The 20281-nt window shown below is 59.1% G+C and carries 16 protein-coding genes and 7 tRNA genes; 16 read left to right on the top strand and 7 right to left on the bottom strand.

The window, feature by feature from the left end; all coding sequences use genetic code 11:
• Positions 1 to 53 precede the first annotated feature (53 nt).
• From HPT27_RS16945 to HPT27_RS17005, 13 genes are all read left to right on the top strand, one after another.
• Positions 54 to 130, top strand: a tRNA-Pro gene (locus HPT27_RS16945).
• 108 nt (positions 131 to 238) lie between these two features.
• Positions 239 to 315 (top strand) — tRNA-Arg (locus HPT27_RS16950).
• A gap of 106 nt (positions 316 to 421) precedes the next feature.
• Positions 422 to 497 (top strand) — tRNA-His (locus HPT27_RS16955).
• A gap of 33 nt (positions 498 to 530) precedes the next feature.
• Positions 531 to 606: transfer RNA gene (locus tag HPT27_RS16960), tRNA-Lys, on the top strand.
• Positions 607 to 729: 123 nt separating this feature from the next.
• Positions 730 to 814, top strand: a tRNA-Leu gene (locus HPT27_RS16965).
• Between the two features lie 207 nt (positions 815 to 1021).
• Entirely contained in the window at positions 1022 to 2326 is a 1305-nt protein-coding gene (tig, locus tag HPT27_RS16970; protein WP_172245985.1) for a trigger factor, read from the top strand.
• Between the two features lie 176 nt (positions 2327 to 2502).
• Entirely contained in the window at positions 2503 to 3123 is a 621-nt protein-coding gene (gene clpP, locus HPT27_RS16975) for an ATP-dependent Clp endopeptidase proteolytic subunit ClpP (RefSeq protein WP_172245987.1), read from the top strand.
• Between the two features lie 217 nt (positions 3124 to 3340).
• The gene (gene clpX / locus HPT27_RS16980) at positions 3341 to 4627 is read left to right on the top strand and encodes an ATP-dependent Clp protease ATP-binding subunit ClpX (RefSeq protein WP_172245989.1); all 1287 of its coding nucleotides are present in this window, start codon (positions 3341 to 3343) and stop codon (positions 4625 to 4627) included.
• 298 nt (positions 4628 to 4925) lie between these two features.
• Positions 4926 to 7325 (top strand): endopeptidase La, encoded by a 2400-nt coding sequence (gene lon / locus HPT27_RS16985; protein ID WP_172245991.1) that lies wholly within the window; start codon positions 4926 to 4928, stop codon positions 7323 to 7325.
• A 343-nt stretch (positions 7326 to 7668) separates the two neighbouring features.
• A complete protein-coding gene (locus HPT27_RS16990) occupies positions 7669 to 7944 on the top strand; it encodes an HU family DNA-binding protein (protein WP_172245993.1) in 276 nt (91 codons plus the stop codon).
• A gap of 114 nt (positions 7945 to 8058) precedes the next feature.
• A tRNA-Val gene (locus HPT27_RS16995) sits at positions 8059 to 8134 on the top strand.
• Between the two features lie 99 nt (positions 8135 to 8233).
• Positions 8234 to 8310 (top strand) — tRNA-Asp (locus HPT27_RS17000).
• Positions 8311 to 8628: 318 nt separating this feature from the next.
• Positions 8629 to 10557 carry a SurA N-terminal domain-containing protein gene (locus HPT27_RS17005; RefSeq protein WP_172245995.1) on the top strand — a complete coding sequence of 643 codons (1929 nt, stop codon included), beginning with the start codon at positions 8629 to 8631 and terminating at the stop codon, positions 10555 to 10557.
• Positions 10558 to 10821: 264 nt separating this feature from the next.
• On the opposite strand, the gene HPT27_RS17010 is transcribed toward HPT27_RS17005, so the two are convergent.
• The 7 genes from HPT27_RS17010 to pspF all read right to left on the bottom strand — a co-directional run bounded on the left by HPT27_RS17010 (position 10822) and on the right by pspF (position 18239).
• Positions 10822 to 11613 (bottom strand): enoyl-ACP reductase FabI, encoded by a 792-nt coding sequence (locus HPT27_RS17010; RefSeq protein ID WP_172245997.1) that lies wholly within the window; start codon positions 11611 to 11613, stop codon positions 10822 to 10824.
• A 139-nt stretch (positions 11614 to 11752) separates the two neighbouring features.
• Positions 11753 to 12721: an oligopeptide/dipeptide ABC transporter ATP-binding protein gene (locus tag HPT27_RS17015; RefSeq protein ID WP_172245999.1), complete on the bottom strand. Its 969-nt coding sequence runs from the start codon at positions 12719 to 12721 to the stop codon at positions 11753 to 11755.
• Complete coding sequence (locus HPT27_RS17020) at positions 12718 to 13722, bottom strand: ABC transporter ATP-binding protein (protein ID WP_172246001.1); 1005 nt, start codon at positions 13720 to 13722, stop codon at positions 12718 to 12720. The genes HPT27_RS17015 and HPT27_RS17020 overlap by 4 nt, the downstream gene beginning before the upstream one ends.
• A complete protein-coding gene (locus tag HPT27_RS17025; protein ID WP_172246003.1) occupies positions 13719 to 14573 on the bottom strand; it encodes an ABC transporter permease subunit in 855 nt (284 codons plus the stop codon). The genes HPT27_RS17020 and HPT27_RS17025 overlap by 4 nt, the downstream gene beginning before the upstream one ends.
• Positions 14570 to 15517, bottom strand: coding sequence for an ABC transporter permease (locus tag HPT27_RS17030; protein ID WP_172246005.1), 948 nt, complete (start codon positions 15515 to 15517; stop codon positions 14570 to 14572). Before HPT27_RS17030 ends, HPT27_RS17025 begins: the two co-directional genes overlap by 4 nt.
• A complete protein-coding gene (locus HPT27_RS17035) occupies positions 15514 to 17091 on the bottom strand; it encodes an ABC transporter substrate-binding protein (RefSeq protein WP_211198089.1) in 1578 nt (525 codons plus the stop codon). Before HPT27_RS17035 ends, HPT27_RS17030 begins: the two co-directional genes overlap by 4 nt.
• 122 nt (positions 17092 to 17213) lie before the next feature.
• Complete coding sequence (gene pspF / locus HPT27_RS17040; RefSeq protein WP_172246009.1) at positions 17214 to 18239, bottom strand: phage shock protein operon transcriptional activator; 1026 nt, start codon at positions 18237 to 18239, stop codon at positions 17214 to 17216.
• A 336-nt stretch (positions 18240 to 18575) separates the two neighbouring features.
• On the opposite strand from pspF, the gene pspA reads away from it, so the two are divergent.
• The 3 genes from pspA (at position 18576) to HPT27_RS17055 (ending at position 20140) form a co-directional block, all read left to right on the top strand.
• Entirely contained in the window at positions 18576 to 19244 is a 669-nt protein-coding gene (gene pspA, locus HPT27_RS17045) for a phage shock protein PspA (RefSeq protein WP_172246011.1), read from the top strand.
• A 91-nt stretch (positions 19245 to 19335) separates the two neighbouring features.
• Positions 19336 to 19626, top strand: coding sequence for an envelope stress response membrane protein PspB (gene pspB, locus HPT27_RS17050; RefSeq protein WP_172246014.1), 291 nt, complete (start codon positions 19336 to 19338; stop codon positions 19624 to 19626).
• Positions 19616 to 20140, top strand: coding sequence for a PspC domain-containing protein (locus tag HPT27_RS17055; protein ID WP_172246016.1), 525 nt, complete (start codon positions 19616 to 19618; stop codon positions 20138 to 20140). Before pspB ends, HPT27_RS17055 begins: the two co-directional genes overlap by 11 nt.
• Positions 20141 to 20281: the final 141 nt, after the last annotated feature.

The raw sequence follows: 20281 nt of genomic DNA on the forward strand, positions 1-20281 counted from the left end.
CTGTATCATGCCGCGCTCGCCGAACACGGCGTGGTAAAAATCGCGACGATTTTCGGGGAATAGCGCAGCTTGGTAGCGCACCTGTTTTGGGTACAGGGGGTCGTGGGTTCGAATCCCTCTTCCCCGACCATTATCGCGGTAGTCAGCAGCCGTTACGGCGCTGACAGCCAGCATTTCCGGGCATTCAGGACGACTGAACGTCCGGAACGGTAGTAAAAGGTGTCGAACCGTCCGTTTTGCGCTCGTAGCTCAGTTGGATAGAGCATCGGCCTTCTAAGCCGAGGGTCGCAGGTTCGACTCCTGCCGGGCGCGCCACTTCGCGTGGCTCGGCATGTAACGGTAAGCCGTTCCGTTACAAGCAGTTCTGTAACAAGCAGTTCTGTAATAAGTAGTAGTGCAGTACAAGCCGTACCGTTTGATGGTGGGTGTAGCTCAGTTGGTAGAGCCCCGGATTGTGATTCCGGTTGTCGTGGGTTCAAGTCCCATCACTCACCCCAGTTTCCGAAGATTGGTCCTCGGGCCGGTTTTCCGGGTCGTTAGCTCAGTTGGTAGAGCAGCGGACTCTTAATCCGTAGGTCGAGTGTTCGAGCCACTCACGACCCACCAAAATTAAGAAACCTGACCGTGATCCTGCGGTCAGGGGCAGTACATGCCATCCCATATCCGGTCCCGTGGCGTTTCTGGCCCATGACCGCCAGCAGCGCACAGGTCCGGAAGTGTCGGGTCGCAGCGAAAGTGGCGAAATTGGTAGACGCACTGGATTTAGGTTCCAGCGCCGCAAGGCGTGAGAGTTCGAGTCTCTCCTTTCGCACCATTTTGTGTTGAATACCAAAAGTCTTCTGCATCGCGGCTGCTTCGGCGTTGTGATCAGAGCAACAGCCGGCCCTCGTCCGGCCGTTGGTATTTGTGGTTTTTTTCGCCGTGTGTTGCCGAACAAATTTGGTCCAAGCCAGATCGATGCAACGCACGGGTTCTGAACACTGCGGTCGACCGGGTCGATCGCTGAACGGGGAGTAATACCATGCAAGTTTCCGTGGAAGTACTGAACGGGCTCGAGCGCCGCGTCACCATCGGTGTGCCGGCAGAGTCGATCGAGTCGGAAATCAGCAAGCGCCTGCAACAGCTGTCGCGCAGCCAGCGCCTGCCGGGTTTCCGTCCGGGCAAGCTGCCGATGAACGTGGTCAACCAGCGTTGGGGCGATACCGTGCGTCGCGAAGTCTGGGGCGACACCATGCAGCGGTCGTTCTATGAAGCCGTGATGAAGGAAAAGCTGAATCCGGCTGGCAATCCGCGCATCGAGCCGAAAAAGCTGGAAGCCGGCAAAGATGTCGAATTCGTCGCCACCTTTGAAGTCTACCCGGAGTTCACTGTTGCCGGTCTGGACAAAATCGCGGTGGAAAAACCGATCGCCGATGTCACCGACGCTGACGTCGAGACCATGCTGGAAACGCTGCGCAAGCAACGGTCAAGCTGGGCTGTCGTTGAGCGCGCCGCGAAAGACGGCGACCAAGTGACGATCGATTTCGTTGGTACCGTTGATGGCCAGGCCTTTGAAGGCGGCAGCGCCAACGGCGTCAAGGTTGTGATCGGTTCCAACAGCATGATCCCGGGCTTTGAAGAAGGCCTGGTTGGCGCCAAGGCTGGCGGCAGCGTCGAACTGAACGTGACCTTCCCCGAAGATTATGGCAATGCCGATCTGGCCGGCAAAGCCGCGGTGTTCAAAGTCACCGTCGGCAGCATTTCCGAGCAGAAATTGCCGGAACTGGATGACGCCTTTGTGGCGCTGTTCGGCCTGAGCTCAGGCGGTGTCGATGCGCTGAAAGTCGAGGTGCGCAAGAACATGACCCGCGAACTGCGGCAAGTGATCAAGAACAAGATCAAAGCCCAGGTCATGGACGGTCTGGTCAAGGAAAACAGCATCAGCCTGCCGACCGCGCTGGTGGATCAGGAAATCGAGCGGCTGCGTCAGCAAGCCAACCGCGAACTCGGCATGGCTACCCGCAAGAAAGATTTGCCGGAGCTGCCGGCGTCGCTGTTCTCGGATCAAGCCAAGCGTCGGGTCAGCCTGGGCCTGATTGTTGGCGAAGTGATTCGTGCCAACAAAATCGAGGCGGATGGCAATCGCGTTCGCACCGCAGTCGAAGACATCGCGTCGGCCTATGAAACGCCGTCCGAAGTCGTCAACTGGTATTACGCCAACAAGCGTGAACTGGCCCAGATGGAAGCGCTGGTGCTCGAAGATCAAGTGGTTGACTTCGTGCTGGCCAAAGCCCAAGTCACTGAAAAGCAAGTCTCTTTTGACGAGTTGATGAACAAGCGCCAGTAATCACTGGGCTTTTCATATGCATAAGAACCCCGGCTGCTGGTGACGGCATCCGGGGTTCGCTATCATGGCCTTTAATGTTTGGGGTTCGGCACCATTATCGAGGGCGTCGACCATCGACCTATTCGGTCGACCAGCTCCGCCGCTAGCGGAGCGGCTGACCACAACAAGGAATGCTCATGATTCGCAACGGTATGTCGCAATTGCCCCCTGAAATCGCCCAGCTGGTCCCGATGGTTGTCGAACAGACCGCCCGCGGTGAGCGTGCTTTCGACATTTATTCCCGGTTGCTGAAAGAGCGGATCATTTTTCTGACCGGCCCGGTCGAAGATCACATGGCCAATCTGGTGGTGGCACAGCTCCTGTTCCTTGAAGCGGAAAACCCGGACAAGGACATCAGCCTGTACATCAATTCGCCGGGCGGCGTCATCACGGCCGGCATGTCGATTTACGACACCATGCAGTTCATCAAGCCGGATGTCTCGACCCTGTGTATTGGCCAGGCCTGTTCGATGGGCGCGTTCCTGCTGGCTGGCGGCGCCAAGGGCAAGCGGCACTGTCTGCCGAACGCCCGGGTCATGATTCACCAGCCGTCCGGTGGCGCTCAGGGTCAGGCGACTGACATTGAAATTCACGCCCGGGAAATCCTGAAAATGCGGGAGAATCTGAATCAGCTGATGGCCGAACACACTGGTCGTTCATTGGCGGAAATCCAGCGCGATACCGAACGCGACTACTTTATGAGCGCTGAAGAGGCACTGGAGTACGGTTTGGTGGATTCGGTGCTGAACAAGCGCTGATACCGGCTTCATGTGGCCGGCTCGCCAAGGGCCGGGCCACGGCCGACGGCGGGTTCACAGGCGTCTGGTCCACAGATGCCTGGTCCAATGGTGTCGGGCCCACAGGTGTCTGGTTCACAGGTTTATAAGCTGCTCCGAGCAGGAAACTGCTCAGGCGGGCTAGAATCCAATTATCAGGACGCGCCTCCCGAGCGCGTCCGCCGGATTAGAGGTAGCTATGGCTGAGAAGCGTTCTGGCGGCAAGGATGAAGGCGGCAAGTTGCTGTATTGCTCCTTCTGCGGCAAGAGCCAGCACGAAGTCCGCAAACTGATTGCGGGCCCGTCAGTTTTTATTTGCGACGAGTGCGTCGAGCTGTGCAACGACATCATCCGGGAAGAGGTGCAGGACACGACCTCGAGCTCGGACAAGCCGCGCTTGCCGTCACCGAAAGAAATCAAGAAGACCCTCGACGAATACGTCATCGGCCAGCCGCATGCCAAGAAGGTGCTCGCCGTTGCCGTGTACAACCACTACAAGCGTCTGCAAGGTGGTGGTCACAAGAAAGACGAGGTTGAACTTGGCAAGAGCAACATCTTGCTGGTTGGCCCGACCGGCTCCGGCAAGACGCTGCTGGCCGAAACGCTGGCGCGCTTGCTCAACGTGCCGTTCACCATTGCCGATGCCACCACGCTGACCGAAGCCGGTTACGTTGGTGAAGATGTCGAGAACATTATTCAGAAACTGCTGCAGAAATGCGATTACGACATCGAGAAGGCGCAGCAGGGCATTGTCTACATCGATGAAATCGACAAGATTTCCCGCAAGTCGGAAAACCCGTCGATTACCCGCGATGTGTCCGGTGAAGGCGTTCAGCAGGCGCTGCTGAAACTGATCGAAGGCACGGTGGCTTCGGTGCCGCCGCAAGGTGGTCGCAAGCATCCGCAGCAGGAATTCCTGCAGGTCGACACCAAGAACATTCTGTTCATCTGCGGCGGCGCGTTTGCCGGCTTGGACAAGGTGATTCGGGATCGCTCCGAAAAAGGCGGCATCGGCTTTGGTGCCGAAGTGCGCAGCAAGGACGACAAGAAGAACGTTGGCGAAGTGCTGAAAGCGGTCGAACCGGATGACTTGATCAAGTTTGGTTTGATTCCGGAGTTCGTCGGTCGCTTGCCGATTGTCGCGACGCTGGAAGAGCTCGATGAGCCAGCCCTGATCAAGATTCTGACTGAGCCGAAGAACGCGCTGGTCAAGCAATACCAGAAACTGTTCGACATGGAAGGCGTGCAGCTGGAGTTCCGCGAAGAAGCGCTGGGTTCGGTGGCCCGTCAGGCGATGGCGCGCAAAACCGGTGCCCGCGGCCTGCGTTCGATTCTGGAAGGCACCTTGCTCGACACCATGTTTGATCTGCCGAGCCTGGAAAACGTCTCCAAGGTGGTCATTGATTCGGCGGTCATTGCTGGCGACAGCAAGCCCAAGCTGATTTACAACAATGACAGCCTGCCAAAGGCCGCTTCCGACCAATAAGCTCGCTTTTTAAACAGCGCGGCATATTTACGGTCAGATGTAAGCTCATACTCAAGGCATGGCGTCATGGCTTCAAAGCGCCCGACCGGGGGTCTTCCCGGTCGGGCGTTTGTCCATTTGAGCGCAACGCATCGCGTTGCCGTATAAGGATCTGGCCAAATCGTTCTTGGCCGGGGCGCAATTAGTCCGTATTTACCGTTGAAGGCCATAAAAGCGGCCCCATATACTCGTCACCTGTAGTTAAGTTCAAGGCCGATCTGGCACCCCGCCACGTCGGTTTTCCTGCCCGGAAGCCCAGATGACCGCCAGCAATGAAGTGTTAGAACTGCCAGTCCTGCCTCTGCGCGATGTGGTGGTGTTCCCGCATATGGTGATCCCGCTGTTTGTCGGCCGGGAGAAATCGGTGCAGGCGCTTGAAAGCGCCATGAAGAGCGACAAGCAGATTCTGCTGGTCGCACAGCGCGAAGCCGCGGTCGATTCGCCGGCGGCGAAAGACGTTTACCTGACCGGCTGTGTCGCCACCATTTTGCAGATGCTCAAATTGCCGGATGGGAACGTCAAGGTGCTGGTCGAAGGCGTTCAGCGCGCCCGCGTGCTGCGCTACGTCGATGGCGCCGACATGCTGTCGGCCGAAGCCGAGTACCTGAGCCCGGATCAGCCGAACCCGAAAGAAGAAGAAGCACTGATGCGCTCCACCATCGGCATCTTCGAAAATTACGTCAAGACCGGTCGCAAAGTGCCGCAGGAAATCGTGCAGGCGGTATCGAGCCTGGAAGAGCCGGCCCGACTGGCTGACACCATTGCTGCCCACTTGGCGCTGAAAGTCGCCGACAAGCAAAAAATCCTGGAAATCGATCGGGTCAGCGAGCGGCTTGAGCACTTGATGGCCTTGATGGAAGGCGAAATCGAGCTGATGAATGTCGAGAAGCGCATTCGCGGCCGGGTCAAGCGCCAGATGGAAAAGTCGCAGCGCGAGTACTACCTGAATGAGCAGATGAAAGCCATTCAGAAAGAACTTGGCGACATGGACGATGGCCAGAACGAATTCGAAGAACTCGAGAAAAAGATCGACAAGGCCGGTATGAGCAAAGAAGCGCGTGCCAAGGCCGATGCCGAACTGAAAAAACTCAAGATGATGTCACCGATGTCGGCCGAGGCGACCGTGGTTCGCGGTTACCTCGAATGGATGTTGCAGGTGCCATGGAAAAAACGCAGCAAGGTCTCGCACGATCTGGTGCGGGCGCAGAAAATCCTCGACGAGGATCACTACGGTCTGGAAGACATCAAGGAGCGCATCCTTGAGTATCTTGCCGTGCAACAGCGGGTCAAGAAAGTCAAAGGTCCGGTGCTCTGCTTGGTCGGCCCGCCGGGTGTCGGCAAGACCTCGCTCGGTCAGTCGATTGCGCGCGCCACCGGTCGCGAGTTCATTCGCGTGGCCTTGGGCGGCGTCCGTGACGAAGCCGAGATCCGCGGTCACCGCCGGACCTATATCGGTTCGATGCCGGGCCGGGTCATTCAGAAACTGGCCAAGGTTGGAGTCCGCAATCCGCTGTTCCTGCTCGATGAAATCGACAAGATGGCGATGGATTTTCGTGGTGACCCGGCGTCGGCCTTGCTGGAAGTGCTGGACCCGGAACAGAACCACACCTTCAATGATCATTACCTCGAGGTGGATTTCGATCTGTCCGAGATCATGTTCATCTGCACCGCCAACTCGATGAAAATTCCGGCGCCGCTGCTGGATCGGATGGAAGTCATCCGTATTCCGGGCTACACCGAGGACGAGAAGGTCAATATTGCCGAGCGTTACCTGCTGGCCAAGCAGCGCGATGCGGTCGGCATGAAAGCTGAAGAGTTTGATCTGTCCACGTCGGCGATACGCGACATCATCCGCTTCTACACGCGTGAAGCGGGCGTGCGTAACTTGGAGCGGGAAATCGCCAAGATCTGCCGCAAGGTGGCCAAGCAACTGATCCTGAAGCCGGGCAAAGGCAAGCTGACGGTTAGCGAAAAGCAGCTGGAAAAATACCTCGGCGTGGCTCGTTTTGATTACGGCAAGGCTGGCGAGAAAGATCGAATCGGCGAAGTCACCGGTTTGGCCTGGACCGAAGTTGGCGGCGAACTGCTGTCAATTGAAGCCGTAACCGTCACCGGCAAGGGCAAAACCACATTCACTGGTTCGCTTGGCGATGTCATGCAGGAATCGATCAAGGCCGCGATGACCGTCGTTCGCAGCCGCGCCGATGTGCTGGGGATTGCGCCGGACTTTTACGAGAAGTTCGATGTCCATGTCCACGTGCCGGAAGGCGCTACGCCAAAAGATGGTCCGTCGGCCGGTATTGCCATGTGCACGGCGCTGGTCTCCAGTCTGACCGGTATTCCGGTCAAGGCTGACGTTGCAATGACCGGTGAAATTACCCTGCGCGGCGAGGTATTGCCGATTGGTGGTCTGAAGGAAAAGCTGCTGGCGGCACACCGCGGTGGCATCAAGACAGTGGTCATTCCAAAAGACAACCGTCGCGATCTCAAGGACATACCGAAGCAAGTGTTGAAAGAGCTCGAAGTTCATTGCGTGCAGTGGATTGACGAAGTCTTGACGCTGGCGCTGACGCGGCAACCGGAACCGCGCGTTGCCGTGACCGAAGCGGCAGCAGCAAACAAGGATGCCGCTGCAACCGGTGAGATTCAGGCGCACTAAGTTGTGCGTTGGGTTCAGTTACAGAAACGCCTTCCGAGTTTGAACGTCACGACGCACCGCAACAGCGCTAGCTGTTGCGGTGCGTATTGTTTTTATACCGATTCAGTGCCGATTTTTTCACCAGTGTCACAGCCTTCCGGGTTATTGCTTGACACTGATTTTGGCCAGTTGGTATAAATGCGCCCCCGCAGCGGGCGGCGTGCAGCTCTTGGCTTCAAGAACACGCAGTTTTTCATGACAGGCCAAAACTTGCCCAGTCTGACAACGACACTAGCACCACGCAGATTCAAGAACGCACCCAGACCCGGAACCCGTCCGGCTTTGAGGTTTGCAAGGGGAACGCATGAACAAGACTGAACTGATTGACGCCATCGCCGTTGGCGCCGATATCTCCAAAGCCTCCGCCGCTCGTGCGTTGGACGCCATGCTCGACGCCGTGACCGATGCCCTGCGCAAAGGTGATCAGGTCGCGCTGGTCGGCTTCGGTACCTATGTCGTCAAAGAGCGGGCAGCTCGCACCGGCCGTAATCCGCAAACCGGCGCCGAAATCAACATCGCTGCTGCCAAAGTGCCGGGTTTCAAGCCGGGCAAAGCACTGAAAGACGCTGTCAACGAGTAAATCGTAGCGTTGTGATGTTTTGACCTGACGCAAGTCAGGACTTCTGCCACAGGCATGACCGGTTCGCCGCGTTATGCCGGGGCAGGAGATGCAGTAACCGACCGACCGAGATTTGGGCGTTTAGCTCAGCTGGTAGAGCATCTCCGTCACATGGAGGGGGTCGGGGGTTCGAGTCCCTCAACGCCCACCAAATCTCGCTGTCGTTATGGCTCAAGCCATGACTTCAGCCGGTCCGGTCTGTCATTTCACAGGTATGCCATGCCGCTGCCCGGAAATGTCGTTCGTATCTGGAGCGGTAGTTCAGTTGGTTAGAATACCGGCCTGTCACGCCGGGGGTCGCGGGTTCAAGTCCCGTCCGCTCCGCCAACCTCCTTAAGTTGTCCCAGCCGTCTTCGTTTTCACTACCCCTTCGCTTGTTTGATGAACCTGACTGGCCGATGGCCTTCGTTGGGCGGCTATTGGTCGCTTTGTCGGCTGCGGCCCGAGCCTCCGGCAAAACAGGACGAAAGTTGCCCGTTTGAGCCGCGCAGCCACGGCCTTGTCACGGTGCCGATATCGGCGGTTTTGCTTTAAATCCCCGGGCCTTTGCGCCACAATGCGGCGCTTGTCGCGGCTGGCACGTCGGCCCGATGCTTTGCCGTCAGTTGCAAAACTGGCTTGTAACAACAAGAGAGAACTCCACTCATGATGGATCGATTCCGCGAGGGCCTCGGTGGCCCACTCGCCTGGGCGTTTCTGGTCGTTGTCGTTATCAGTTTCGTGTTTTCCGGGGTCAGCAATTTTCTGGTGTCGTCTGACGGCGACAAATTGGCTGAAGTCGGTGGCGCCAAAATCGGTCGCGCTGAGTTTGATCAGGCCTATCAAAGTGCCCGTGCGCGTTACGGCGAGATGTATGGCCAGCTTTTCAACACCGAAGAAAAAGAACAGGACTTTCGCCGCAATGTGCTGGACCAGCTGATCACCCAGAAAGCGCTGGCGCAATCGCTGGACAAGCTGAATTTCCGGATCAGCAAGAATCGTCTCAAAGATCAGATTCAGTCGATGGCGGCGTTCCAGACTGACGGCAAATACGACGAGACCAAAGCCAAGATGTTGCTGGCGCAAAATGGCTATACGCCGGAGCGTTTCAGCAGCCAAATGGAAAAAGACATGGTCGCCACGCAAATGCTGCGTGGTTTGGCCGACACGGCCTTTTCGCTGAACAGCGAAACCGAGCGTTTCTATCAGCTGGAAAATGAAAGCCTGAGCGGTCGTTTCGCCCGGGTGCCGGTAACCGCTTTTGCGCCGACCGAAGCACCGGCCGATGCCGAGATCGACGCCTATTACAACGGCCATACCGGCGACTTTGCGGTGCCGGAAAAACTCGACCTGCAATACCTTGAGCTAAATGCGAGCGATCTGGCGGGCCTGGTTACGGTGGCCGATGCCGATCTCGAAAGCTATTACCAGGAACACAAGAGTGAGTTCAGCCGTGCTGAGCGACGCAAGCTGGCTCACATTCTGTTCACAGTGCCGGAAGGCGCCGATGCGGCCGCTGAAGCGGCGGTTCGCAGCCAGGCAGAAGCCGTGCTGACGAAAGCGCAGTCCGGTGAGGATTTCGCAGCGCTGGCCAAAGCCAATTCGGCCGACGAAATCAGCAAGAATCAAGGCGGTGAACTGGGCGTGATGGAAAAGGGCGCAATGGATCCGGCGTTTGATGATGCCGCTTTTGCCCTGACCACCGCGCAGCCGGTGTCCAGTCTGGTTCGTACCTCATTCGGTTTCCACATCATCAAATTGCTGGGTATCGAAGGCGGTGAGCAGCAGACGCTGGACAGCGTCCGCGAGCAAGTCCGGACCGCGGTGCATAACCAGAAAGTGGCCGATCTCTTTGCCGAAAAAGAGCAAGCCATGAATGAAAAGGGTTTTGAAGCATCCGACAGCCTCGATGAAGCGGCTGCCGCCACCGGTTTGACCGTGAAAGAAACCGGCATGTTCGAGCGCAGTGCGCCTACCGGTATCGCGGCTCAACATGCGGTGATCGAAGCGGCCGTCAGCGACGATGTGCTGAACCAGCGCCGCAACAGCGCGCTGATCAGCCTTGGCGATCAGCATTCGGTGATGATCCGGGTTAAAGATTATCAAGCGGCCAGCACCAAACCGCTGGCTGATGTGCGCAACCAAATCGTTGCCGTGCTGAACGAGCAACGGGCCAAAGCAGCGGCGAAAGCCTTTGGTGATGAGTTGCTGGCCAAGCTGAAAGCGGGTGAAGAAGTCGGCACCCTGCTGGCCGAAAAAAATGCCAACTGGCAGGGTTTCGAGGCGGTCACCCGTTCGGCGGCGTCACCGGATCCGATCGTTCGCGAGCAATTGTTCAAACTGCCGCGACCGGCTGACAAACCCTCGCTTGCCGGTATCAGTCTGGCTGGTGGTGATTTCCTGTTGGCCGAGCTGCAAAAAGCCAGCTTGCCGGCCCTTGATGGCCTTGATGCGGCCAAGCGCACCCAGTATCAGGAACGGCTCAGCCGCGCCGCTGGCGAAGCTGAGTACATGGCCTATATCAAATGGCTTAAAGCCAATGTCGACATCGACTATTTCGACAGCAAGCTGAAAGCGCCGGACGCAACAAATTAAGCGCGAACGCGCTGCAAAAAAAAAGGACCGCAATGCGGTCCTTTTTTTCAGCCAATGATGACCAAAGCACGCCGCATGACCTTTGTCGGGGCCGTTGGGGTGCCGTGATAGCGTGTCTCCGTGTTGGCGCAGAAGAGTCACCGGTGATGGCTTGCTGACGGATTTTGGGCCGAGCTTTCGGCAAACAAGAAGAGCAGCCAAACCAAGCGAGCCACCAAAGAAAAAGGCGAGCCGAGGCTCGCCTTTATTCTTGCTGGCCTGCGCTTATTCTGCAGATTCCAGTTCCGGCATGCTGATGAAGTGATAGCCGTTGTCGACATGCACCACTTCGCCGGTCACGGCGGCGGACAAATCCGAGCACAGGAAGGCGGTAACGTTACCGACGTCTTCGATGGTGACGTTGCGGCGCAGCGGACAAACCTTCTCGTAGTAGGACAGCATCTTGCGGAAGTTTTTCACGCCCGATGCGGCCAAGGTGCGGATCGGGCCGGCCGACACCGCATTGACGCGAATGCCGCGCGGGCCAAGGCTGGCGGCCATGTAACGGACGTTGGCTTCGAGGCTGGCCTTGGCCACGCCCATGACGTTGTAGTTCGGCAGCGCGCGTTCGGCACCAAGGTAGGTCATGGTGACCATCGAGCCGTTCGGCCGCATCATGTCACGGGCGACTTTGGCAACAGCGGCAAAGCTGTACGAGCTGATGTCGTGGGCAATGCGGAAACCTTCGCGGTTGACGCAATCCAGGTAATCGCCTTCGAGCTGGCCGTTCGGCGCATAGGCGACCGAGTGCACCAGCACATCAAAACCATCCCAATGCTTTTTCAGGTTGGTGAAAAACTCGGTGATGCTTTCATCAGTCGCGACATCACACTGATAGGAAATGCTGGAACCGAATTCTTTGGCGAAGTCATCGACCCGGCCTTTCAGCTTGTCATTCTGGTAACTGAACGCAAGTTCGGCGCCTTCACGGCGCATCGCTTCGGCAATGCCGTAAGCAATGGAACGATCACTGGCAAGGCCGATAATCAGCGCGCGTTTGCCGGCAAGAAAACCCATGACGAAATCCTCAGGATGCAAGGGAAGCACGCAGTGTAACACAGCACCTGGCGCGACCCTTTTCCTGACTGGTCCGAACAGGTTATGCGAGCCTTTGCCGCGCCGCCGGTTTCAGAACGATCGGGCAGCTGGCCGCGCGTTACAGCGCGCCGGTCTTGTGGCAGCTGACCAGCTGTTGATCGAGCCAGCGTGGGGTCGGGCGCTCGCGCCGGCAGCGTTCATCCGCGTGCGGGCAGCGGCGGGCAAACGGGCAACCGATGCCAGCGTCGACGCTGGTGGCAAGTTCACCGCGCAGCGGTGTGACCGGCACCTGCAAGGCCCGCTGCACGACCGGGCTGCTGGCTATCAGGGCGCGGGTATAGGGATGTTGTGGGTGGCGGAAAATGGCCGTGGTTGGCCCGAGCTCCATCACTTCGCCGGCGTACAGCACCAGCACCTGATCGCTGATGGTTTTAACCACGCCCAAGTCGTGCGAGATGAACACGAACGACAGGTTGCGAGCTTCTTGCAGATCCATCAGCAGGTTCAGAATTTGCGCCTGCACCGAGGCATCGAGCGTCGACACCGGCTCATCGGCAATGATGAGTTTGGGTTGCAGCAAAATTGCGCGGGCGATGGCAACCCGCTGACGCTGGCCGCCGGAAAACTGGTGCGGGTAGTGGTGGCGGTGGTCAGCGGGCAAACCGACGCTGGCCAAGGCTTCGTGAATGCGTTCCTGACGCTGACGTGGTCCGAGCTGGGCCAGATGCTGTAAGGCCTGATCGAGCTGGGCGCCGACGGTGACCCGTGGGTTCAATGAGGCAGACGGATTCTGGAACACCATCCGGATATCGCGGCGTAGTTGTCGCAGCGCGTCGTCTTGGCGGCCAACGATGCTGCTGCCATTGAGCAGAATGTCGCCAACGCTGGGTGTTTCCAGTCCGACGAGCTGGCGCGCCAGCGTGGATTTGCCGGAGCCGGACTCGCCGACCACCGCGATGGTCTGGCCGCTCTCCAAGGTGAATGACACGTCGCGCAGCGTGGTTTGCCAAAGCGGTGCGCGCAGCAGGCCGCGGCTGATCGGATAGCGCTTGCCGAGTTCGGTCACCGTCAACAGGCGCGCGGTCATCGCTTGTTCCCCGGTTTGTTGGCGTCCGACGCGTCGTGACTGGCGCCGAGCGGGAACAGGCAGCGGTAACGGTGCTGGGCGTCATCGGACATCGGTACGCTGTGCACACATTCGCGCGCGGCGCGTGGGCAGCGAGGCCCAAAATAGCAACCGACCGGCAGGTTCAGCATGCTTGGCTTGGCGCCGCGCAAAGCCACCAGTCGGCGATGCGGCTGATCGAGTTTGGGCAGACTGTCGAGCAGTGAGTGAGTGTACGGATGCAGCGGTTGCAGAAACACATCGTCGGCATCGCCGCTTTCGACCACCTGACCGCAATACATCACGGTGATGCGCTGGACGTTGCGGGCGAGCAGGGCAATGTCGTGGGTGATCAGCAGCAGACCCATGCCGCGTTCAGCGTTGAGTTTCAGCAGCAGTTCGAGCAGCTGCGCCTGAATGGTGACGTCGAGCCCGGTGGTCGGCTCATCGGCAATGAGCAGCGCCGGTTCGCAGGCCAGCGCTAGCGCGATCATTGCGCGCTGGTTCATGCCGATGGAAAACTGGTGCGGATAACTGGCCAGTGCCGGCGCAATATTGTGAATGCCGACTTGATGCAGCAAATCGGCCGCGCGTTCGCGCCGTTCGGCCCGGCCGCCACCGTGGTGCAGCTTGATGACTTCATCGAGCTGGGCGCCGATGGTGAAACTCGGATTCAAACTGGACTGGGCATCCTGAAAAATCACCGACGCGTATTTGGCTTGCCAGCGCCGGCGTTCACCGGCGGAAACGCGCAGCAAATCCTTGTCGTTCAGACTCAGGTGATCGCAACGCCAGCGGGTCGCGACCGGATCGAGCAGGCCGAGCACGGCCAGCGCTGCCAAACTTTTTCCCGAGCCGGATTCACCGACCAAGCCATGCACTTCGCCCGGCGCCATTTGCAGCGAGAAGTTGTCCACCACCCGGATATCGCCATACAAGCCCGGAAATTCAATGGACAGATTTTCCACCCTGAGCAGACTCATGGATTGGCTCCGCGTGGATTGACGGCGTCACGCAAGGCATCGCCAACCAGATTGGCGCACAACACGGTCAGCAAAATGGCCAGCCCCGGCAGCGTGACCGTCCACGGCGCGACCTGAATGAAATCGTGTGCCGAGGCCAGCAGATTGCCCCATTCCGGAATCGGCGCGGCTGCGCCAAGGCCAAGAAAGCCGAGCGCGGCAATGTCGAGCACCGCAGTGGAAAAAGCCAGCGTGATGCGAACGACAATGGGCGCCGCGATATTCGGCAACAGCGTTTGCAGGTACAGCGAGGTGGCGCCGGCACCGTCGAGTTTGGCAGCGGCGACGTAATCCTTGCCGAGCTCTTCGTGCAGACCGTCATGACTGGCGCGGAAGAAATGCGGCACCAGCGCCACGGCGACCGCGATGACGCTGACGGTCATGCCGCTGCCGAGCACCAGCGCCAGCAGAATGGCCAGCAGCAGCGATGGAAAGGCCAGCAGCACATCCATCAGTCGTTTCAGCAACAGCTCGACCAATCCGCGTGACAACGCGGCAATCGAACCCAGCACCACGCCAATGGCCAGTGCCAGCAACATCGCCAGTGTTGCCGAGCCCATGGTCAGACGCGCGCCGTGCAGCAGGCGCGACAACATGTCACGGCCCAGATCGTCGGTGCCGAGTGGATGCGCCGAGACGCCGCCCGGTTGCCACATCGGCGGCAGCAATTGAGCGTGTGGATCGGCCAGCACCGGGTTGAACGGGCTGAGTGCCTGACCAAGCAGGGCAAACAGCAAAATCACCGCCAGCCCAAACAACGCCGGCAATGCGGCGGGATGGGCCGCGAACCGTTGCAGCAAACGCGTGTTCATCGATGGCCTCCACTGCGTTGCAACGGATTGAGCCAGAGACTGAACAGATCCATGACAAAGTTGATCACGACCAGCACCAGGGCCAGCAACAGACCGCCGGCTTGCACGCTGGCGTAATCGCCACGGGCCAGCGCATCGAGTAACCATTTGCCGACACCGGGCCAGGTGAAAATGGATTCGATCAACATCAGGCCGGTTATCAGTGTCGAAAATTGCAAAGTCAGCACCGCCAATACCGGTTGACTGGCATTGCGCAGGGCATGCACCCAGACAAGCCGCCACTCCGGAATGCCCTGGCCGCGCGCCATTCGAATGTAATCGGTTGCCAGCGCCTCGGTCATGGCGGTGCGGGTGACCCGGGTGATGATCGCCATCGGCAGCAGCGCCAGCACCAGCGTCGGCAGCACAATGTGATGCAGGGCATCGATGAACGCTTCGAACGCGTAGTCATCGCGAGCGAGCCAGGTATCGATCAAGATAAAACCGGTGCGCGGTTCGACATCAAACAGAAAACTGATGCGGCCGGAGACCGGGGTCCAATCCAGCGTCAGTGAAAACCACAGCACCAGTAATAGGCCCCACCAGAATACCGGCACCGAATAGCCAACCAGCGTGAACGCGCCGACCAGGCGATCAAACCAGTCATTGCGCCGGCGCGCGGCCGCAACGCCGGCCGGAATGCCGACGGCCACCGCCAGTACGATGGCGCTGATCAGCAATTCCAGACTGGCCGGCAGCACACTCAGGAAATTCCGCAAAACGGATTCGCCGGTGCTACTAACACCAAAATTACCGTGCAACACCTGCCACAGGTGTTGTGCGAAGCCGGCGAACGACGCCGGGATGCTGCCTGCGACCTGATGGCTCAACAAGTAGCAGCCCAACACCACACCGAGTGCGGTGATAAGCAACGCCAGTATTTGCCGTCCGAGCAAGGCGATCATGGCCGCCGCTCCGCGCGCTGAAAGTAGACGCCGCCGTTGGCGGCCTGACGCAAGCCAATGATGTTTTGTCGGGCCACCAGATATTGTGCGGAGTGGGCAATGGTCAGCCACGGCGACTGTTCCTTGAACAGCCGCTGCGCTTCGGCATACAAGGCGTCGCGTGCGACAGGATCGCGGTTGGCGCGCGCCTCGGCCAGCAGTTGATCGAAGTGTTCGTTGCACCAGAACGCCCGATTGGAACCGAGATGCACCGCGGCGCACGACAGCAACGGCGTCAGAAAATTGTCCGCGTCGTTCAGATCGCCGCTCCAGCCGAGCAGCACGCTATCGTGTTCGCCGAGTCGCAACCGACGCAGAAAATCGCGCCACTCGTAACTGACAATGCGCACGTTGACACCGATCTGTCGCAAGTCGTCCTGAATCAGTTCGGCCATCTTGCGGGCATTCGGGTTGTAGGGGCGGCTAACCGGCATCGCCCAGACATCGAGCGTGAAGCCGTTTTCGTAGCCCGCTTCCCGCAGCAGCGCGCGCGCCCGCTCCGGATCGTGGCGAAAATCCTGCAGCGCCGGATCGTGACCGGGCACGGTCGGTGGCACCGGACTCTTGGCGACTTCGCCGGCACCGAAATACACCGCATCCAGAATCGCCGAGCGATTGACGGCGTAACTCAAGGCCTGACGGACGCGGGGGTCGTTCAGCGGTGGCCGGCGAGTATTGAATGCCCAGTAACTGACATTGAGGCCGGGCTGGCTGTACAGCTTCAGCTTGCTGTTCTGCCGGATCAGCGACAAGTGCGCTGGCGACGGCTGTGCCATCACATCGCATTCGCCGGCGCGCAGTCGTGACAGCCGCAGACTGGTGTCTGGCGTGATGGCAAACACCAGCCGCTTCATCTTGGCGACGCCAGCGTAGTAATCGGGATGCGCCTCATAACGAATGAACGCACCGGGTTCGTAGCGCACCAGCTGGAACGGCCCGGTGCCAACTGGCAGCTGATCGAGCTGTTCCATTTTTCCTTGCTGCTGCAATTGGTCGGCGTATTCCGCCGAAAGAATGGAGGCAAACTCCATCGACAACATGGTCAGGAAGGTGGCGTTGCGTTCGGTCAGCTGGAATTCCACTTCATCGTCGCTGCGCTTGATGACAGCAGCGAGCAAGCGACTTAGTCCGGAATTTTCGAAGTAGGGATATTCGCCGCCGGAAACTGCGTGATAGGGATGATTGCCAAGCCATTGCCGCTCAATGCTGAACAGCACGTCATCGGCATTAAGAAAGCGGGTCGGGTGGAACCAGGGCGTTTGATGAAAGGCGACGTTGGCGCGCAATTTGAACCGCCAGCGAGTGCCATCGCGCGACACCTTCCAACTTTCGGCCAGCGCCGGCTGTGGCTCATTGGTGTCCGGATCGAGCTCGACCAGCCGATCATAAATTGTGTGAGCACTGGCATCGTAAGCGGTGCCTGACGTGGTGACTTGCGGATTGAAGGTATCCGGACTGCCTTCCGAGCAATAGACCAGGCCGGTAGCCCGCACCGATTGCTCGCCACCGGTGCAAGACGCGAGTAGTACGGTCAAGCCCAAGCTTAAACCCAGGTTCAAACCCAAGCGTGCCAGTGATGATCGCTTCGATCCGGGCGGCCATGATTTAAGAATCGTTGACCCGGAAGTTGTCGACTCAACACGTACTGATCGAACCATCAGCCCTCATCCTTCAGCAGCTGGTATTTTTTCAAATAGCCGCGTAATTGATGATAGGTCAGTCCGAGCAGCTCGGCGGCTTTTTTCTGATTGAACTGGCCTTGCTGCAAGGCTCGCTTTATCAAGCCGATCTCGTGTTGTTCGGTGACCTGTTTGAAGTCCAATGGCAGCGCCGTGCCATCACTCGTGCTCGGCGCCGGGCTGTTGCCGGTCGTCATTGCCGCCGGCGGTGTCAGCCGTGGTCGCCACGGCGAGGTGAATGGATCGAAATCCATTTTGCTGACCATGCGATCCGGCGCGCAGCGATAGACATTGCGCTCGACCACGTTCTTCAGTTCGCGGACATTGCCCGGCCAGCTGTAATCCAGCAACTGCTGCTCAGCCGCTTTGCTGAAGCCGGCAAAATAATCGCGACCGAGCTCCTTGGTCATGGCAACGGCGAAATGCTGGGCGAGTTTCAGAATGTCGTCCGGGCGCACCCGAAGTGGCGGCAAGGTGATGACGTCAAACGCCAGACGGTCCAGCAGGTCGTAGCGGAACCGGCCCTGCTGGGCCAGTGCTGGCAAATCTTCGTTGGTCGCGGCGATCAAACGGACATTGGCCTTGATGGACTGGTTGCCGCCCACCCGTTCGAATTCACCGTACTCGATGACGCGCAGCAGCTTTTCCTGGACCCGGGCCGAGGTGTTGGCCAGTTCATCCAGAAAAAAGCTGCCGCCGTCGGCCAATTCAAAGCGGCCGAGATGGCGCTTGGCGGCGCCGGTAAACGAGCCGGCTTCGTGACCGAACAATTCGGTTTCCAGCAGGTTTTCGTTGATGGCGGCGCAATTGAGTTTGAGGAAGGGCTGATCCCAGCGACGGGACAGATAATGCAGACGCGCCGCCACCAGCTCCTTGCCGGTGCCGCGCTCGCCAATCACCAGCACCGGTTTGGCCAGCGGCGCGACCAGCGAAATGTGTTCCAGCATTTCCAGGAACACGGCTGATTCGCCGATCAGGTTGTGCGCCTGCGCACGCTCCGCCATCGAGGCCTAAGTCCTTGTTGGTCGAATTGGCCAAAGGGTGGCGTGTTATACCGCAGCAGCGAATCACTGGCCAGAGTGAGCAGAAAAAATACTCGGCAAAACAACTTGTTAGCTTTTGGCATGCCAGTTGTATAAGAATTGCTGTTTCGGGGATAGCTGAACCCGGCATTCGGCCAGTTGGGTCGATTGGCGAGATGCCGGATTTGACGAATACGCCTGATCTGGCGTCGGGGTCTGAACCGGCCAAACGCAGGCGCAGACTGGCGCGGCGCATTGAACTCGGCGGTTGCTGGTGTTGATGATCGAAAGCGGTAGCGGTTTCATGAGGAAGGCACAATGGGGATTTTTTCCCGCTTCAGCGACATTGTTGGCAGCAACCTGAACAGTTTGCTCGAGCGGTCCAACGATCCGCAGAAGACCATCCGCCTGATCATTCAGGAGATGGAGGACACCTTGGTCGAGGTGCGAACCACATCGGCGCGGACCATTGCCGAGCGCAAGGAACTCGAGCGCCGGTTGCAGCGCGGTCGCGATGACGTGCTCGACTGGGAACAGAAAGCCGAACTGGCGCTGCGCAAGGGCCGCGAAGATCTGGCCAAGGCCGCACTGATGGAGCGAGCTCGCGTCGAAGACAGCCTGAACGAGTGGCGCCAGCGCTTGCCGCTGTACGACGAAACGCTGACCCGCCTGACCACCGAAATTGGTCAGCTGCAGGACAAACTCGACGATGCCCGCGCTCGCCAGGCGGGCCTGACCACGCGGCATCAGGCGGTCGATTCGCGCTGGAAAATTCGCCGTCAGCTCGATCAGGAGCCGGTGACGCAGGAAAATTTCACCGCTTACGAACGCGAAGTCGACCAGAAAGAAGCGCATCTGGAAGCCCATGATTTGGGCCGTCGCAAAACCCTGGCCGAAGAAATCGAAGAGCTGGCCGCGAAAGATCGCATCGATCAACAGCTGGCCGCGTTGAAAGCGCGCATGGCTGGCGAAACCAAAGAGTCCTGATCCGATCTGCAGATCGCGATCACGGCAGGGCTGGACAACCGCGCGGACGTAACCACCGTCGCGCAAACGAAGGCGTAAGGCGCAAAACGCAATGGAAGAATTTTTCGGAGTCGCTCTGGTCGTGCTGTTCGGCACCCTGTTTGGACTGGTGGTGCCGCTGTGGCTGATCTTGCATTACTGGAGCAAGCGGCGGGCACCGGTTGAACCGAGCTTCGATGAACAGGCGCGGTTGCAGCGGCTGAGCCAGATCGCTGAACGTCTGCAGCAACGGGTCAGTGCGCTGGAGGCCATTCTGGATGCGCAATCTCCCGGCTGGCGCGACAGCCATGCCGATGCGTCGCCCCTGCGGGACACCGGCAACCGAGGTGGTCATGGCCGCTAACCGTCCGCGCGAACTGTATCGCGATCCGGCCCATGGCAAAGTCGCCGGGGTCTGCGCCGGCATTGGCCAGTATTTCGGCTGGCCGGTCTGGCCGATTCGTTTTGCGGTTGTGTTATTGGCAGTGTTCACTCAGGTGTTTCCGCTGGTGGCCGCTTATCTGATTGCCTGGTTCATCCTCGACCCGGTCAGCAAGTTCGATGCCCCGGGGTTGCGCGGTCAGGTCGACGGCTGGGTCATGCAGACCAAGCGGCGCTGGGACGAGGGCAGTACCGAACCGGTTCGGCCGCCGACTGACCGCGAGCCACAGGCGTCAGCTGGCGAAGCCGCGGCGCCGTCTGAGGCACAACAAACTGCCCGGCACCAGCCAACCCGGCCCCAAACCGTCCCAAGCGCGCCCAGCACGCTCGTCGGGCTGGAGTTCTACTTTGGCGAGTTGGAGCGTCAGGTTCAGGCCATGGAGCGCCATGTTACCGAGCCGGCCTTTGTGTTGAGACAGCAGTTCAAGTCACTGTAAACCTACCGATGCCGTGGTGCGCCACGTCCACATTCCCGTGGCGCACGGACGAGCATGCCGGCATTTGCTCGTGGTCAGCGCACTGGGTGCGCCGCCACATCCAAATTTCCGATTAGTTCCTTCCATCTGCTCTGACCAGAT

Origin of the sequence: Permianibacter fluminis (assembly GCF_013179735.1) — a bacterium.
GTDB lineage: Bacteria > Pseudomonadota > Gammaproteobacteria > Enterobacterales > Permianibacteraceae > Permianibacter > Permianibacter fluminis.